Raw genomic sequence first — 16,136 nt, 5'->3', positions numbered from 1 at the left:
GGTCAGACGCTCTTGGCGGTGCCGACGGCGTCGGCGATGGTCGGGTGGCCGCTGGCCCGCAGCCGCGCGGAGAGGCCCTTGTGCACCCGGCGCATCCAGAACGGGCCCTGGTAGATGAAGGCGCTGTAGCCCTGCACCAGGTCGGCGCCGTGCAGGATCCGCTGCCAGGCGTCCTCGGCGGTCTCGATGCCGCCGACCGAGACGATGGTCAGCCGGCCCTCGGTGCGGGCGCGCAGGCGCTTGAGCACCTCCAGCGAGCGCTCCTTCAGCGGGGCGCCGGACAGGCCGCCCATGCCGATCTCCTCGATCCGCGCGGGGTCGGCGAGCAGGCCGTCCCGGCCGATCGTGGTGTTGGTGGCGATGATGCCGTCCAGGCCCAGGTGCAGGGCCATGTCGGCGATCTCGTCGATGTCCTCGTCCGCCAGGTCGGGGGCGATCTTCACCAGCAGCGGGACGTGGTGGTGGGTGACCTCGTCGGCGGCCTTGCGGACGTCCCACAGCAGCGGTCCGAGCACCTGCACGGCCTGCAGGTTGCGCAGCCCGGGGGTGTTCGGCGAGGAGACGTTGACCACCAGGTAGTCGGCGTACGGGGCGAGCGCCCGGGTGGACTTCAGGTAGTCCTCGGTGGCCTCGGTCTCCGGCACCGCCTTGGTCTTGCCGATGTTGACGCCGACCACCGGGGTGGAGGTGGTGTGCTGGCGCGCCCCGAGGCGCGCGGCGACCCGTGCCGAGCCCTGGTTGTTGAAGCCCATCCGGTTGATCAGCGCCCGGTCCTCGACCAGGCGGAACAGCCGCGGCGCCGGGTTGCCGGGCTGCGGCTCACCGGTGACGGTGCCGATCTCGACGAAGTCGAAGCCGAGCATCGCCAGGCCGTCGATCCCGATGCCGTTCTTGTCGAAGCCCGCGCCGAGCCCGAACGGGCCGGGCAGGTCGAGGCCGAGCGCCGCGGTGCGCAGCTTGGGGTCGCGCGGTGCGAGCACCAGCCGCACCAGCTGCCGCAGGCCCGGCACCGAGGCGGCCAGCCGGATCCAGAAGAAGGCGAGGTGGTGGGCCTTCTCCGGGTCCATCTTCTTGAAGACCAGGTCGAACAGGAGCTTGTACACGGCGCCCTTTCCCGAGTGTGGACATGGAAGTGGGGGGCACCCCTGGTGCGGTGTGCCCCCCACTGCTTGGGTCTTACTTGCGGCCTGCGTTGATCAGGGCCGCGTGCTCCTGGAGCGACATCACCCCGACCTCGCCGCGCAGCAGCGCGTCGACGCCCTGGACCGCGGCGCCCATCGCCTGGACGGTGGTCAGGCACGGCACGCCGCGCGAGACGGCGGCGGTACGGATCTCGTAGCCGTCCGCCCGGCTGCCGGTGCCGTACGGGGTGTTGATGATCAGGTCGATCGCGCCGTCGTGGATCAGCTGCACGATGGTCTTCTCGCCGTTCGGGCCCTCGCCCTCGCTGTGCTTGCGCACCACGGTGGCGGGGATGCCGGCCCGCTGCAGGACCTCGGCGGTGCCAGCGGTGGCCAGCACCTCGAAGCCGAGCTCGACCAGCGCGCGGGCCGGGAAGACCAGGTTGCGCTTGTCGCGGTTGGCGACCGAGACGAAGACCTTGCCCTTGGTGGGCAGCGCGCCGTAGGCGCCGGCCTGCGACTTGGCGTACGCGGTGCCGAAGACCCGGTCGATGCCCATGACCTCGCCGGTGGAGCGCATCTCGGGGCCGAGCACGGTGTCCACGCCGCGGCCGTGCACGTCGCGGAAGCGCGACCACGGCATGACCGCCTCCTTGACCGAGATCGGCGCGTCGGCGGGCAGGGTGCCGCCGTCGCCCTCGGCCGGCAGCAGGCCCTCCGTGCGGAGCTCCGCGATGGAGGTGCCGAGCGAGATCCGGGCGGCGGCCTTGGCCAGTGGCACGGCGGTCGCCTTGGAGGTGAACGGCACGGTCCGGGAGGCGCGCGGGTTGGCCTCCAGGACGTACAGGATGTCGCCGGAGAGCGCGAACTGGATGTTGATCAGGCCGCGCACGCCGACGCCCTTGGCGATGCCCTCGGTGGCGGTCCGCAGGCGCTTGATGTCGTACCCGCCGAGGGTGATCGGGGGCAGCGCGCACGCCGAGTCGCCGGAGTGGATGCCGGCCTCCTCGATGTGCTCCATCACGCCGCCGAGGTAGAGCTCCTCGCCGTCGTAGAGCGCGTCGACGTCGATCTCCACCGCGTCGTCGAGGAAGCGGTCGATCAGCACCGGGTGCTCGGAGATCAGGCCGGCGTGGCGCTGCAGGTAGTCGGCGAGCGAGGGCTCGTCGTAGACGATCTCCATGCCGCGGCCGCCGAGCACGTACGAGGGGCGGGCCAGCACGGGGTAGCCGATCTCGTCGGCGATCGCCTTGGCCTCCTCGAAGGAGAAGGCGGTGCCGTGCTTGGGCGCGGGCAGGCCCGCGTCGCGCAGCACCCGGCCGAAGGCGCCGCGCTCCTCGGCGAGGTGGATCGCCTCGGGCGAGGTGCCGACCACCGGCACGCCGTTGTCCTTGAGCGCCTGCGCCAGGCCCAGCGGGGTCTGGCCGCCGAGCTGCACGATCACACCGGCCAGCGGGCCGGCCAGCTGCTCGGCGTGGACGATCTCCAGCACGTCCTCCAGGGTGAGCGGCTCGAAGTAGAGCCGGTCGGAGGTGTCGTAGTCGGTGGAGACGGTCTCCGGGTTGCAGTTGACCATCACGGTCTCGTACCCGGCCTCGGCCAGCGCGAAGGACGCGTGGACGCAGGAGTAGTCGAACTCGATGCCCTGGCCGATCCGGTTCGGGCCGGAGCCCAGGATGATCACGGCGGGCTTGGTGCGCGGCGCGACCTCGGACTCCTCGTCGTAGGACGAGTAGAAGTACGGGGTCTTGGCGGCGAACTCGGCGGCGCAGGTGTCGACGGTCTTGAAGACCGGGCGGATGCCCAGCGCGTGCCGCACCTCGCGGACCACGTCGGGCTTCAGGCCGCGGATCTCGCCGATCTGCAGGTCGGAGAAGCCGTGCCGCTTGGCGTGGCGCAGCAGCTCGGGGTCGAGCTTCTCGGCCGCGGCGAGCTCGCCGGCGACCTCGTTCAGCAGGAAGAGCTGGTCGACGAACCACGGGTCGATCCGGGTGGCGTCGAACACCTCCTCGGGGGTGGCGCCGGCCCGGATGGCGTCCATCACGGTGTTGATCCGGCCGTCGGTCGGGACGACGGCCTTGGCCAGCAGCTCGGCCTTGTCGCCGACCTCGCCCACCCAGGAGAACTGGGAGCCCTTCTTCTCCAGCGAGCGCAGCGCCTTCTGCAGCGCCTCGGTGAAGTTGCGGCCCATCGCCATGGCCTCGCCCACCGACTTCATGGTCGTGGTGAGGGTGGCGTCGGCCGACGGGAACTTCTCGAAGGCGAACCGCGGGACCTTGACGACCACGTAGTCGAGCGTCGGCTCGAAGGAGGCCGGGGTCTGCTCGGTGATGTCGTTCGGGATCTCGTCCAGGGTGTAGCCGACCGCCAGCTTGGCCGCGATCTTGGCGATCGGGAAGCCGGTGGCCTTGGAGGCCAGCGCCGAGGAGCGGGAGACGCGCGGGTTCATCTCGATGACGATGACCCGGCCGTCGTCGGGGTTGACCGCGAACTGGATGTTGCAGCCGCCGGTGTCGACGCCGACCTCGCGGATGACCGCGATGCCGATGTCCCGGAGGATCTGGTACTCGCGGTCGGTGAGGGTCATCGACGGGGCGACGGTGATCGAGTCACCGGTGTGCACGCCCATCGGGTCGAAGTTCTCGATGGAGCAGACGACCACGACGTTGTCGTGCTTGTCGCGCATCAGCTCCAGCTCGTACTCCTTCCAGCCGAGGATGGACTCCTCCAGGAGCACCTCGGTGGTCGGCGAGAGGGCCAGGCCCTGGCCGGCGATCCGGCGCAGGTCCTCCTCGTCGTGGGCGAAGCCGGAGCCGGCGCCGCCCATGGTGAAGGACGGGCGGACGACGACCGGGTAGCCGCCGAGGGTGTCGACGCCGGCGAGGACGTCCTCCATCGAGTGGCAGATCACCGAGCGGGCGGACTCGCCGTGGCCGATCTTGGCGTTGACCGCCTCGACCACGCCCTTGAAGAGCTCGCGGTCCTCGCCCTTGTTGATCGCCTCGACGTCGGCGCCGATCAGCTCGACGTTGTACTTCTCCAGCGTCCCGGCCTTGTGCAGCGAGATCGCGGTGTTCAGCGCGGTCTGGCCGCCGAGGGTCGGCAGCAGGGCGTCGGGGCGCTCCTTGGCGATGATCTTCTCGACGAACTCCGGGGTGATCGGCTCGACGTAGGTGGCGTCGGCGATCTCCGGGTCGGTCATGATCGTGGCCGGGTTGGAGTTGACCAGGATCACCCGCAGGCCCTCGGCCTTGAGGACGCGGCAGGCCTGGGTGCCGGAGTAGTCGAACTCCGCCGCCTGGCCGATGACGATCGGGCCGGAGCCGATGACCAGGACGGACTTGATGTCGGTGCGCTTAGGCACGCTGGCCCTCCATAAGGCTCACGAAGCGGTCGAAGAGGTAGGCGGCGTCGTGCGGGCCGGCTGCCGCTTCGGGGTGGTACTGCACGCTGAAGGCGGGGACGTCGAGCGCCTGCAGGCCCTCGACCACGTCGTCGTTGAGGCAGACGTGGGAGACCTCGACCCGCCCGAAGGGGGTGTCGCTCACCTTGTCCAGCGGTGCGTTCACGGCGAAGCCGTGGTTGTGCGCGGTGACCTCGACCTTGCCGGTGGTGCGGTCCTGCACCGGCTGGTTGATGCCGCGGTGGCCGTACTTGAGCTTGTAGGTGCCGAAGCCCAGCGCGCGACCGAGGATCTGGTTGCCGAAGCAGATGCCGAAGAACGGGGTCTTCCGCGCCAGGACGCCCTTCGCCACCTCGACCTGGTGGTCGGCGGTGGCCGGGTCGCCCGGGCCGTTGGAGAAGAACACGCCGTCGGGGGCGACCGCGTAGACGTCCTCGATGGTCGAGTTGGCGGGGAGCACGTGCACCTCGATGCCGCGCTCGGCCATCCGCTGCGGGGTCATCGCCTTGATGCCGAGGTCCAGCGCGGCCACGGTGAACTTCTTCTCACCGATCGCGGGCACGACGTACGGGGAGGTGGTGGCCACCTCGGCGCACAGGTCGGCGCCCTTCATCTCCGGCGCGGACTGCACCTTCGCCAGCAGCGCGGCCCGGTCGCCCAGCGCCTCGCCGGAGAAGATGCCGACCCGCATCGCACCGCGCTCGCGCAGGTGGCGGGTGAGCGCGCGGGTGTCGATGCCGCTGATGCCGACGACGCCCTGGCGCTCCAGCTCCTCGTCCAGCGAGCGGACCGAGCGCCAGTTGGAGGCGACCCGGGCGGGGTCGCGGACCACGTAGCCGGCCACCCAGATCTGCTGCGACTCGTCGTCCTCGTCGTTCCAGCCGGTGTTGCCGATCTGCGGCGCGGTCATCACGACCACCTGGCGGTGGTACGAGGGGTCGGTGAGGGTCTCCTGGTAGCCGGACATGCCGGTGTTGAAGACCGCCTCGCCGAAGGTCTCGCCGATCGCGCCGTACGCCTGGCCGCGGAAGGTCCGCCCGTCCTCCAGGACGAGCACGGCGGGCACACGCGCCCGCCGTGCGCTCTGAGTGGTGGGGGCAGGTGCGGTCATGGTGCGGCCTCTTCCGTCTTCTTCGTCTTCGTTCGTTCGATCAGGGCGTCGATCGCCTCGACCCAGGCGGTGTGCTCCTCGGCGTGGTCGAGCCGCAGCCCGGAGTCCAGCCGTGTCCCCCGGAGGTCCCAGGTGACCACCAGCAGTCCGGACGGTACGACCTTTCCGGCGATTCCCGAGTCGAGGCGCGCGGCGGTCAGTGCCGCGGCCGGGATCCACAGGTCGACATCACCCGGGCGGCGGACCAGCAGGCCCCGCTCGGTGAGGGTCGGTCCGGCCAGGCTGCGGGTGCCCAGGCCGTGCGCGACGACCCGGTCCAGCCAGTTCCCCGCCGTGGTGGTGCCGTGGTAGCGCCCGTCCGCCGTGAGGATCTCCCCGCCGAGCTCGGCGGGGACCTCCGGCAGCGGCGGCAGCGCGGACTGCTGGGTGCGGCGCCAGTTCCATCCCTGGCGCATCAGCCAGTACACCAGGCCGATCACGATCAGCAGCCCGACCGACCAGCCGATGTAGCCCGGCCAGTCGGTGACCCGTGCCTGCTCCTGGGCCAGCAGGCCCGTCACAGCTCGACCAGTTCGCCGGCCAGGACGGTGGCGCTGCCGCGCAGGAAGGTGGCGTGCACCCGTCCCGGGAGGTCCATGCCCTTGTACGGGGTGTTGCGGCTGCGCGTCGCGAAGGTGTCCGGGTTCACGGCACCACGGTACGCGGGATCGAACAGCACCAGGTTGGCCGGCTCACCCACCGAGATCGGGCGTCCATGACCCGAGAGGCGGCCGATCCGGGCCGGGCGGTGCGACATCCGGTCGGCGACGCCCTCCCAGTTCAGCAGGCCGGTGTCGACCATGGTCTGCTGGACGACCGACAGCGCGGTCTCCAGGCCGACCATGCCCATCGCGGCGACCGCCCACTCGCAGTCCTTGTCCTCCGCCGGGTGCGGCGCGTGGTCGGTGGCGACCGCGTCGATGGTGCCGTCGGCCAGCGCGGCGCGCAGCGCCTCCACGTCGGCGGCGGTGCGCAGCGGCGGGTTGACCTTGTACGCCGGGTCGTAGGTGCGGACCAGCTCGTCGGTGAGCAGCAGGTGGTGCGGGGTCACCTCGGCGGTGACGTTCCAGCCCTTCTGCTTGGCCCAGCGGACGATCTCGACCGAGCCGGCCGTGGACAGGTGGCAGATGTGCACCCGGGAGCCGACGTGCGCGGCGAGCAGCACGTCGCGCGCGATGATCGACTCCTCGGCGACGGCCGGCCAGCCGCCCAGGCCCAGCTCGCCGGAGACCTGGCCCTCGTTCATCTGGGCGCCCTCGGTCAGGCGCGGCTCCTGGGCGTGCTGGGCGACGACGCCGTCGAAGGCCTTCACGTACTCCAGGGCGCGGCGCATGATCACCGCGTCGTCGACGCACTTGCCGTCGTCGGAGAAGACCCGCACGCCCGCGGCGGACTCGTGCATCGCACCGAGCTCGGCGAGCTTCTTGCCCTCCAGGCCCACGGTGACCGCGCCGACCGGCTGGACGTCGCAGTAGCCGGACTCCTGGCCCAGGCGCCAGACCTGCTCGACCACGCCGGCGGTGTCGGCGACCGGGAAGGTGTTGGCCATCGCGTGCACGGCGGTGTAGCCGCCCATCGCGGCGGCCTGGGTGCCGGTCAGCACGGTCTCGGCGTCCTCGCGGCCGGGCTCGCGCAGGTGGGTGTGCAGGTCGACCAGGCCGGGCAGGGCGATCAGGCCGTGCGCGTCGATGTCGATGTCCGCCTCGGCGGTCAGGTCGTCGCCGATCTCGGCGAAGACGCCGTCGCGGATCAGGATGTCCTTCGCGGCGCCACCGAGGATCTGGGCGTTGCGGATCAGGTAGGTGGTCACTGCGCGGCCTCCGCGGAGTCGGTGGTACGAGGTGCGTCGGCGAGGGTGGCCCCGCCGAGGAGGAGGTAGAGGACGGCCATCCGGATCGAGACGCCGTTGGCGACCTGCTCGACCACGGTGCAGCGCGGGGAGTCGGCCACCTCGGCGGTGATCTCCATGCCGCGGACCATCGGGCCGGGGTGCATCACGATGGCGTGCTCGGGCAGCTGCGCCATCCGGATGCCGTCCATGCCGTAGCGGCGGGTGTACTCGCGGGCGGTCGGGAAGAACGCCGCGTTCATCCGCTCCTGCTGGACCCGCAGCATCATCAGCGCGTCGGTCTTCGGCAGCACCGCGTCCAGGTCGTAGGAGACCTGGCAGGGCCAGTTCTCGATGCCGATCGGCAGCAGGGTCGGCGGGGCGACGAAGGTGACCTCGGCGCCGAGCGTGTTGAGCAGGTGGACGTTGGAGCGGGCCACCCGACTGTGCAGGATGTCGCCGACGATGGTCACCCGGCGCCCCGCCAGGTCCTTGCCGGTGCCCGGGTTGAGGTGGCGGCGCATGGTGAAGGCATCGAGCAGCGCCTGGGTGGGGTGCTCGTGGGTGCCGTCGCCGGCGTTGATCACGCTGCCGTGCAGCCAGTCGGACTGGGCGAGCCGGGCGGGCGCGCCGGAGGCGTGGTGACGGATCACCACGGCGTCGGCGCCCATCGCCTGCAGGGTCAGCGCGGTGTCCTTGAGGGACTCGCCCTTGGAGACCGAGGAGCCCTTGGCGGAGAAGTTGATGACGTCGGCGCTGAGCCGCTTCTCGGCGACCTCGAAGGAGGTCTTGGTGCGGGTCGAGTCCTCGAAGAAGAGGTTGACGACGGTCCGGCCGCGCAGCGTGGGCAGCTTCTTGACGGCCCGCCCGGAGAGCTGGGCCAGCTCCTCGGCGGTGTCCAGGATCAGCAGCGCGTCGTCACGGGTCAGGTCGGCGGTGGAGACGAGGTGGCGCTTCACGCGATCACTCCGGGAGGTGCTGGTCGGCGGCGAGCGCCTGGGTGGATCGGGCGGCGTAGTCGCGGTCGCCGACCAGGACGGCGTCCCGGCCGTCGTTCTCGGCGAGCTGGACCTGGACGGCCTCGCGCAGCGAGGTGGGCAGGTTCTTGCCCACGTAGTCGGCGCGGATCGGGAGTTCGCGGTGGCCGCGGTCGACCAGGACGGCCAGCTGCACGGCGCGCGGGCGGCCGATGTCGCTGAGCGCGTCGAGCGCGGCGCGGATGGTGCGGCCGGAGAACAGCACGTCGTCGACCAGGACCACCAGCTTGCCGTCGATCCCGTCGGCCGGGATCTCGGTGTGCTCCAGGGCCCGCGCGGGCTTCAGCCGCAGGTCGTCCCGGTACATGGTGATGTCGAGGGTGCCGAGCGGGATCTCGCGCCCGGTGATCTGGTTCAGCTTGTCCCGCAGCCGGCGGGCGAGGTGCACGCCCCGGGTGTGGATGCCGAGCAGCACGACGTCCTCCGCGCCCTTGGCGCGCTCGACGATCTCGTGCGCGATCCGGGTGACGACCCGGGCGACGTCGGTGGCGTCCAGCACCTGGTGCGGTGGGCGCGGCGTCGTTGATGCGTGTGTGGTCATGCCGAAGCGGACCTCCTTCCCCGCCTCACGGGACGGGTCTTAAAGGATGTCTGGGAAGGTCGCCGGCCGCAGCCGGAGCCTCGCCCATGGTAGCAGTGCGCTGATGGGGGCCCATTCGCACGACTGCCCCATTCGGCTTGACGACCCACCCTCACTCTACGTAACCTCACAGTGAGTTACGAAGGACGTTCTCGTGGGCTCGCCACTGAACGCGAAGCAATGAAGCAATCTCGTCCGGGGAGATCAATGTCCAGCGACTACGCGAAGCAGCTCGGGGCCAAGCTCCGGGCGATCCGCACTCAGCAGGGGCTCTCCCTGCACGGCGTCGAGGAAAAGTCCCAGGGTCGCTGGAAGGCCGTCGTCGTCGGTTCGTACGAGCGCGGCGACCGTGCGGTGACCGTGCAGCGCCTGGCGGAGCTGGCCGAGTTCTACGGCGTCCCGGTGCAGGAGCTGCTGCCCGGCGGCACCCCCGGCGGCGCGGCCGAGCCGCCGCCGCGCCTGGTCCTCGACCTGGAGAGACTGACCCAGGTCCCCTCGGAGAAGGCCGGCCCGCTGCAGCGCTACGCGGCGACCATCCAGTCCCAGCGCGGCGACTACAACGGCAAGGTGCTCTCCATCCGCCAGGACGACCTGCGCACGCTGGCCGTGATCTACGACCAGTCGCCGTCCATCCTGACCGAGCAGCTGATCAGCTGGGGCGTGCTCAACCCGGACGCCCGCCGCGCGGTGCGCGAGGAGGACGCCGGCTGACCCGGCCGTTCCGAAGAAACGAATCAGCGGGGCGTACGGCCGTGGCCGTGCGCCCCGCCGTCGCTCCCGCGTTCAGCACACCGTGCCCAGGCTGAAGCCGGGGCGGGCGTCGATCTCGTCCAGCCGCAGCGCGGCCGGCGTCCAGTCCAGGCCGGTCGAGCGCCACGCCCAGGCCACCGGGCGGTACTCCCCGCAGGTGGCGGCCGACCCCTGGACGCCGTGCAGCAGCGCCGCGCCGGGCAGCTCCCGGTACAGGCCGGCGCAGAGCACCGCGCAGACCAGGTCCAGGTCCTCGTCGTTGATCCGCACCACGCCGTCCTCCCAGTGCAGCACCCGGGCCTGCGCCTCCAGCCGGCCGCCCGGCTCCTCCACCACGCAGCGCAGCTCGTACGCCCCGCAGCCCGCGCCGACCAGCATCCGGCGGAAGACCTCGGCCGCCCGGTCGTGCAGCATCCGCACCTCGGGGTCGGCTCCGTCCGGACCGCACAGCGCGCCGTCCAGCAGCAGGTCGGCGTGGCGCAGCGTCAGACCGCCCTCGCGGGCCCGGACCAGCCGGGGCAGGAAGTCGCCGGACAGCTCCTCCCCCCGGTAGGGCAGCAGCTGGGTCTGCAGCGCCGGGTTGACCAGGTACCGGTCGCGGGCGGAGGACTCGGCCGGGTCCAGCCCGTGCAGCAGGCAGAAGTCCGCGAAGTCCGCGGGGTGGAACATCCGGGCCTGCACGGTGCCGAAGACCCGGAGCGCGTCGGCCAGCAGCACGGCCGTGTCCAGCAGGTAGGCGTCGAAGTCCGCGGCGTCGGTCAGGTGCCAGGGCCGGGCCAGCTCGAAGTCCTCCGCGCTGGCCAGGATGCCGGTGACGAACGCCTCCTCCGACCGGCGGACGGCGGAGGTGCTGCAGCGGATCTGCCGACGGCGACTGCTGGACATCGGTGGCTCCCGGGGCGCTGGTGCGAGTGGTGCTGACTCCGTCCTCCCCCGCTCCACCCGACGCACACGCACCCTGTGTCACAGACCTGTAACCGAATGCGACCACGCACCGTCACGACCGCCGGGTGCCCCACTGCCTCGGTGCGCGGGCGAGCTGACGGGACTGGGCGACCAGCCGGCCGTCCGCGTCCCAGACCTCGGCGTCCTCCTCGAAGTAGCCGCCGGCCAGGTTGCGGGTGGCGTGGACGACCCGCAGCCAGCCCGCCGCCGGACGGCACCGGACGTGCACGGTCAGCTCGACGGTGGGCGCCCAGCCGGGCAGCCCGAGGTCGAAGGTGACCGGCGGCAGGGCGTCGGCGACCAGCAGCAGCGAGAGCGGGTCGGCGTCGCGGCCGTCCGCGAGCCGGAACCAGCCCTGGATCCGGCCCTCCTTGGACGGCTGCCCGAGCGCCCAGCCGACGGTCGCCGGGTCGAGCCGCAGGTCGAACCGCTCCAGCAGGGCCGCCTCGGCGATCATCTCCTTCGGGGCGTGCTCGACGCCGATGCACTGCTCCGGCGGCGGCATCACGGGCGGCTGCGCGGTGGTGCGCACCTCGCCCTCGAAGGCGTCCAGGTCGCCGTAGGTGGCGAGGACCCGCAGCCGCTCCTCGCCGTCCTGGAGGAGCACGGCGGTGCCGGTGGTCAGCGAGCCGCCGCGGCGGACGATCTCGGTGTCGACGGTGGCGGGGCCCGGCACCGAGGCGGAGAGGTAGTACCCGCTGACCGAGACCGGGTCGCGGTGCGGACCGGCCGCGAGCGAGAGCGCGTGCCCGGCGAAGGCCAGCAGCAGGCCGCCGTTGACGCCCCCGCCGATCCGCCAGCCCTCCCCCAGCTCGCCCTCGTACCGCCCCCCGCCCCGCGCGGTCAGCGCAATGCCCCGGTCGAACTCACTCATCGCCCTCGCACCCTCCATCGACATTACTCATGGGTAGGGTACGCGCGAAGGCCGCCGGACCGACAGGTCCGGCGGCCTTCGAAGGCGGCCGCTCAGGCGCGGCGGATGGTCGGCTTGAGCTCCAGGAAGCGGGCGAGCAGGCCGTTCACGAAGGCCGGCGACTCGTCCGTGGAGTACTCCTTGGCGATCTCGACGGCCTCGTCCAGGACGACCGCGTCCGGGACGGAGTCCTCCCAGATCAGCTCGTAGGTGCCGAGGCGCAGGACGTTGCGGTCCGCGATCGGCATCCGGTCGAGCGTCCAGCCCACCGCGTAGGTGGCGATCAGGTCGTCGATCGTCCGGGCGTACTGCGAGTACCCCTCGATCAGCTGCATGGTGTACTCGGCGACCTGCGGAATGCCCTCGTCCGGCTTGGGGTCGCGCGAACGGGCGACCCAGTCGGCGAGCACCCGCTCGGGCGACACACCGCGGTGGTCGGCCTCGAACAGGATCTGGAAGGCCCGGGTGCGGGCCTTGCTACGAGCAGCGGCCACGATTACTTGACCCGGCCGAGGTAGCTGCCGTCGCGGGTGTCGACCTTGACCTTCTCGCCGGTGGTGACGAAGAGCGGGACCTGGATCTCGGCACCGGTCTCCAGGGTGGCGGGCTTGGTGCCACCGGTGGAGCGGTCGCCCTGCAGGCCCGGCTCGGTCTCGGCGATGGTCAGCTCGACCGCGGCCGGGAGCTCGATGTACAGCGGCACGCCGTCGTTCTGCGCGACCAGGGCCTCGAAGCCCTCGAGCAGGTACTTGGCGGCGTCGCCGACGGTGCCCTCCTCGACCGGAACCTGGTCGTAGGTGTCCATGTCCATGAAGATGAACTGGTTGCCGTCGCGGTACGAGTACTGCATGGTCCGCTTGTCGACATTGGCGGTCTCGACCTTGACGCCCGCGTTGAAGGTCTTCTCGACGACCTTGCCGGTCAGGACCTCCTTCAGCTTGGTGCGCACGAAGGCGGGGCCCTTGCCGGGCTTCACGTGCTGGAACTCGACGACGGACCACAGCTTGCCGCCGTCCAGCTTGAGGACCATGCCGTTCTTGAGATCGTTCGTGGAAGCCACGGGCGCACTAACTCCTGTGTATAGCTGTCAAGGAACCAAGGGCTGCGTCCACCGCCCACGCCGGGTGGGCTAGAGGGCGAGGAGCTCCTTGGTGGTGATGGTGAGCAGCTCGGGCCCGCCCTCTTCGAGGGGGCGCACCACGAGCGTGTCCTCGATCCGGACCCCGCCCCGGCCCGGGAGGTGGACTCCTGGACCGACGGTGACCGGCACGCGATTGTCCAGTTTACCCATGTCGGCGGGCCCGAGGCGCGGAGCCTCCCGGATCTCCAGGCCGATGCCGTGTCCCAGCGGGTGGACGGAGCGCTCGGCGTGCCCGGCGGCCTGCAGGATCGAGCGCGCCGCGTCGTCCGGGACGTGCTGTTCCACGCCCGGGCTGAGCGCCTCCCGGCCGGCCCGCTGGGCGCGGAAGACCAGCCGGTGCAGCTCGACCTGCCAGGGCGCCGGGGCGGCGCCGATCACGAAGGTGCGGGCGGTGGAGATGCCGTAGCCGCGGTACTGGGCTCCGAGCACCACGGTCAGGAAGTCGCCCTCCTCGACCCGCCGGTCGGTGGGCTGGTGGTGCTCCAGGCCGCTGTGCGAGCCGGTGCCGACCGAGACCGGGAAGGCGGCCCGGTCGGCGCCGTGGTCGATCATCCGGCGCTCCAGCTCCATCGCCAGGTGCCGCTCGGTGCGGCCGACCAGGATCGACTCCAGCAGCTCGCCGAGCGCCTGGTCGGCGATCTCGGCGGCGATCCGCAGGTCGGCGATCTCGTGCTCGTCCTTGACCACCCGCAGCCGTTCGACCGCGCGGTCCAGGTCGGTCAGCCGGACGCCCTCGGCGAGCGCGGAGATCGAGCGGTGCCGGGCCACCGTGACGTCGTGCTCCTCGACCGCCAGGTCGCGCACCCGCAGCCGGGCGGCCTGCTCGGCGACCGCGTCGGCGGTGTCGAGCTCACCGGGGACGGGCAGGCGGGTGACGTCGTCCGCGATCAGGTGCTCGCCGCTGTCGTCGGGCGGCAGGTCGTCGGGGACGGCCAGCAGCACCCGCTCCCGGGTGACCAGCAGGCTCGCCCCGCAGGGCGGGCAGCCAGTCAGGTAGCGGACGTTGGCGGCGCGGGTGACCAGCGCCGCGTCGACCCCGGAGGCGCTGCAGTACTCCCTGAGCCGTTCCCTGCGGGCCGCGTGCGCATCGGACATGTTCCGAGCCTACGAAGCAGCTCGCCGCCCCGCCCGTCGGGCACGCCGGACGGGCGGGGCGGCCCCGGCCGGCGGGCGCCGATCAGATGGCGCCGTTGACGACCGAGTTCTGGATCGCGCCGGCGGTGAGCGCCCGCTTGGCCAGGATCTGGTCGTAGGTGCCGTCCATCACCAGCTGGTTCATCGCCTTGACCAGGACGTCGCGCAGGTCGCGGTCGCCCTTGCGCACGGCGATCCCGTACGGGCGCGGCTGGAGCTGGTTGCCGCCGATGTCGAGGGCCTTGCCGCCGCCCACGGTCTGGGCGCTGTAGGCGGCCTTGGGGAAGTCGGTGACGTAGGCGTCGGCCTGGCCGGATTTCACGGCCTCGACGGCGTCGTTGTCGCTGTTGGTCTGGATCACCTTGAGCGGCTTCGAGCCGTGCTCGCAGGCCTTGACCTGGCGGCCGGCCAGGTCGTCGTGAGTGGTGCCCTTCTTGACCGCGACGGTGTGGCCGCACAGGTCGTCGATCCGGGTGATGGTGCCCGGGTTGCCCTCGCGGACCACGATGCCGATGCCGGCCATGAAGTAGTCGACGAAGTCCAGGCCCTCGTTGACCTGCTTGCCCTCCTTGTCCACGCCCTGCTCGCGCTCGCGGGTGTCGGTGACGCCGGACATCGCGATGTCGTACTTGCCGCCCAGCAGGCCGGGCAGCACGTTGGCGAACGGGCCGACGTCCTGGAAGTCGAAGCGGACGCCGAGCACCTTCTCCAGGGCGGCGGCCAGGTCGGGGTCGAGGCCGTCCGGCCTGCCGTCGGGGGTGCGGAAGACCACCGGCGCGGCGGTGAACGAGGCACCGACCCGGATCGCGCCGGCCTTGCGGACCGCCTCCGGCAGCTGGTCGTGCAGCGAGGCCTGTCCGGCCCCGGCGATGCCGCAGGCGCTCAGCAGCAGGGCGCCGACGACGGCCCCGCTGACGGTGACGTTGGTGCGGTGGCGGCTGGACATGGGGGACACCCCTCGCTTCTCCCGTGGCTGGACGCGGCATGCGCGGACCCACGGGACCCGGCGACGGGCATGGCTCACCCCCGGACATCCCCACCCGGCCCCCGCTCCGGTGTGATCTTCCGACTATAACCAGCCATGGTCACGTCACTGCGCATTCCGACCGACAAACCTTCGACTTCCACAACTTCACCACCAGTCAGCTGGCGCTCCGTCAACTCGGCTCCGGCCCCCACCGGTCCTCTCCGGACGTTCCCACCCGAACGGCCGCCAGGGCCGCCGCCACGCCCGCCTCCACGTCGGTGACCGGATAGAGCACCTCGCGGACCACCCGCGCCGGGTCGACCACCAGGGTCAGCCGCTTCAGCCGGGTGGTGCCGGCCGCCCGCAGGGTGGGCAGCCGCAGGGCCGCGGTCAGCTCCAGCGCGGTGTCCGAGAGCAGCGGGAAGGTCAGCCCCTCGGCCTCCGCGAAGGCCCGCTGCTCGTCCGGGCGCTGGGTGGACACCCCGCGCACCGCCGCCCCGGCGGCGGTGAACTCGGCCAGCCGGTCGCGGAAGGTGCGCGCCTCCAGGGTGCAGCCGGGCGCCCCCGGCACCGCGCCCCAGCCCGGCGGGTACGCGTCCGGGCGGGCGAACGCGCCGGGGAAGCAGTACAGGACGGTCCAGGCCCCGGCCGCCAGCGGGTCCCCGGGCGCCGCCCCCGGGTCCGTCGAGTCGACGAGGGCGAGGGCCGGCAGCCGGGCGCCGCGCAGGGCGTGCACCCGGGCCGCCTCCCGGGAGTCCTCGGCGGCGGTGGCACTCGCCTCCCCGTCGCCCAGCACCCAGGTGTCGCCCCAGTCCTGCAGCGCCACCAGCACCGGCAGCAGCGCCCGGCCGCGGGCGGTCAGCCGGTAGTCGTGGCGCACCGGCCGGTCCTGGTACGGCTCGCGGACCAGCACCCCGCCGTCCACCAGCAGCCGCAGGCGCTCGGCGAGCACCTTGCGGGACAGCCCCAGCTCGGCCTGGAAGCCGTCGAAGCGGCTCACCCCGCGCGCCGCGTCGCGGACGATCAGCAGCGTCCACGGGTCGCCCACCACGTCCAGCGCCCGGGCGATCGCGCAGTCCGCGTCACCCGCCTCGCTCCGCCTGACCATCCGCTCACCCCGGGGTGCGTCTCGATCCCTGTTGACCTCAGTCCTACCAGGTCGGCATA

Annotated in this window: 15 protein-coding genes; 1 reads left to right on the top strand and 14 read right to left on the bottom strand. The window is 72.0% G+C overall.

The genetic code is table 11. The features are described 5' to 3' along the window. Positions 1–2 precede the first annotated feature (2 nt). The 7 genes from ABEB06_RS31530 to pyrR all read right to left on the bottom strand — a co-directional run bounded on the left by ABEB06_RS31530 (position 3) and on the right by pyrR (position 9,080). Positions 3–1,103 (bottom strand): quinone-dependent dihydroorotate dehydrogenase, encoded by a 1,101-nt coding sequence (locus ABEB06_RS31530; RefSeq protein ID WP_345700312.1) that lies wholly within the window; start codon positions 1,101–1,103, stop codon positions 3–5. A 73-nt stretch (positions 1,104–1,176) separates the two neighbouring features. Next, positions 1,177–4,485 carry a carbamoyl-phosphate synthase large subunit gene (gene carB / locus ABEB06_RS31525; protein ID WP_345700311.1) on the bottom strand — a complete coding sequence of 1,103 codons (3,309 nt, stop codon included), beginning with the start codon at positions 4,483–4,485 and terminating at the stop codon, positions 1,177–1,179. Next, a complete protein-coding gene (gene carA / locus ABEB06_RS31520) occupies positions 4,478–5,635 on the bottom strand; it encodes a glutamine-hydrolyzing carbamoyl-phosphate synthase small subunit (protein WP_345700310.1) in 1,158 nt (385 codons plus the stop codon). The genes carB and carA overlap by 8 nt, the downstream gene beginning before the upstream one ends. Further along, positions 5,632–6,195, bottom strand: coding sequence for a PH-like domain-containing protein (locus tag ABEB06_RS31515; protein WP_345700309.1), 564 nt, complete (start codon positions 6,193–6,195; stop codon positions 5,632–5,634). The genes carA and ABEB06_RS31515 overlap by 4 nt, the downstream gene beginning before the upstream one ends. After that, on the bottom strand, positions 6,192–7,484 hold the full coding sequence (locus tag ABEB06_RS31510) for a dihydroorotase (RefSeq protein ID WP_345700308.1): 1,293 nt from the start codon (positions 7,482–7,484) through the stop codon (positions 6,192–6,194). The genes ABEB06_RS31515 and ABEB06_RS31510 overlap by 4 nt, the downstream gene beginning before the upstream one ends. Further along, positions 7,481–8,461, bottom strand: coding sequence for an aspartate carbamoyltransferase catalytic subunit (locus ABEB06_RS31505; RefSeq protein WP_345700307.1), 981 nt, complete (start codon positions 8,459–8,461; stop codon positions 7,481–7,483). Before ABEB06_RS31505 ends, ABEB06_RS31510 begins: the two co-directional genes overlap by 4 nt. Before the next feature lie 4 nt (positions 8,462–8,465). After that, complete coding sequence (gene pyrR / locus ABEB06_RS31500) at positions 8,466–9,080, bottom strand: bifunctional pyr operon transcriptional regulator/uracil phosphoribosyltransferase PyrR (RefSeq protein ID WP_345700306.1); 615 nt, start codon at positions 9,078–9,080, stop codon at positions 8,466–8,468. Positions 9,081–9,326: 246 nt separating this feature from the next. On the opposite strand from pyrR, the gene bldD reads away from it, so the two are divergent. Beyond that, on the top strand, positions 9,327–9,830 hold the full coding sequence (bldD, locus tag ABEB06_RS31495; RefSeq protein WP_014134541.1) for a transcriptional regulator BldD: 504 nt from the start codon (positions 9,327–9,329) through the stop codon (positions 9,828–9,830). 72 nt (positions 9,831–9,902) lie between these two features. Here bldD and ABEB06_RS31490 read toward each other — a convergent pair whose 3' ends face one another. From ABEB06_RS31490 to ABEB06_RS31460, 7 genes are all read right to left on the bottom strand, one after another. Continuing rightward, positions 9,903–10,754: a hypothetical protein gene (locus tag ABEB06_RS31490; RefSeq protein WP_345700305.1), complete on the bottom strand. Its 852-nt coding sequence runs from the start codon at positions 10,752–10,754 to the stop codon at positions 9,903–9,905. Between the two features lie 112 nt (positions 10,755–10,866). Then, complete coding sequence (locus ABEB06_RS31485; RefSeq protein WP_345700304.1) at positions 10,867–11,688, bottom strand: acyl-CoA thioesterase; 822 nt, start codon at positions 11,686–11,688, stop codon at positions 10,867–10,869. A gap of 92 nt (positions 11,689–11,780) precedes the next feature. Next, positions 11,781–12,221 (bottom strand): transcription antitermination factor NusB, encoded by a 441-nt coding sequence (nusB, locus tag ABEB06_RS31480; protein WP_345700303.1) that lies wholly within the window; start codon positions 12,219–12,221, stop codon positions 11,781–11,783. 2 nt (positions 12,222–12,223) lie between these two features. Then, positions 12,224–12,787, bottom strand: coding sequence for an elongation factor P (gene efp, locus ABEB06_RS31475; protein ID WP_345700302.1), 564 nt, complete (start codon positions 12,785–12,787; stop codon positions 12,224–12,226). 69 nt (positions 12,788–12,856) lie between these two features. Next, positions 12,857–13,963, bottom strand: a complete 1,107-nt coding sequence (locus ABEB06_RS31470) for an aminopeptidase P family protein (protein ID WP_345700301.1) — start codon at positions 13,961–13,963, stop codon at positions 12,857–12,859. An 82-nt stretch (positions 13,964–14,045) separates the two neighbouring features. Then, positions 14,046–14,948, bottom strand: a complete 903-nt coding sequence (locus tag ABEB06_RS31465) for an ABC transporter substrate-binding protein (protein WP_345700300.1) — start codon at positions 14,946–14,948, stop codon at positions 14,046–14,048. Between the two features lie 211 nt (positions 14,949–15,159). Next, entirely contained in the window at positions 15,160–16,077 is a 918-nt protein-coding gene (locus tag ABEB06_RS31460) for a winged helix-turn-helix transcriptional regulator (RefSeq protein WP_345700299.1), read from the bottom strand. Positions 16,078–16,136: the final 59 nt, after the last annotated feature.

Source organism: Kitasatospora terrestris, assembly GCF_039542905.1.
GTDB lineage: Bacteria > Actinomycetota > Actinomycetes > Streptomycetales > Streptomycetaceae > Kitasatospora > Kitasatospora terrestris.
The sequence above is the reverse complement of the archived record's forward strand: the minus strand, read 5'-3'. Positions and strand labels throughout refer to the sequence as shown.

Coding starts and splice junctions, on each gene's coding strand:
- carA (WP_345700310.1), bottom strand. CDS start 5,635: ATGACCGCACCTGCCCCCACCACTCAGAGCGCACGGCGGGCGCGTGTG.
- pyrR (WP_345700306.1), bottom strand. CDS start 9,080: ATGACCACACACGCATCAACGACGCCGCGCCCACCGCACCAGGTGCTG.
- bldD (WP_014134541.1), top strand. CDS start 9,327: ATGTCCAGCGACTACGCGAAGCAGCTCGGGGCCAAGCTCCGGGCGATC.
- ABEB06_RS31490 (WP_345700305.1), bottom strand. CDS start 10,754: ATGTCCAGCAGTCGCCGTCGGCAGATCCGCTGCAGCACCTCCGCCGTC.
- ABEB06_RS31485 (WP_345700304.1), bottom strand. CDS start 11,688: ATGAGTGAGTTCGACCGGGGCATTGCGCTGACCGCGCGGGGCGGGGGG.
- ABEB06_RS31470 (WP_345700301.1), bottom strand. CDS start 13,963: ATGTCCGATGCGCACGCGGCCCGCAGGGAACGGCTCAGGGAGTACTGC.
- ABEB06_RS31465 (WP_345700300.1), bottom strand. CDS start 14,948: ATGTCCAGCCGCCACCGCACCAACGTCACCGTCAGCGGGGCCGTCGTC.
- ABEB06_RS31460 (WP_345700299.1), bottom strand. CDS start 16,077: ATGGTCAGGCGGAGCGAGGCGGGTGACGCGGACTGCGCGATCGCCCGG.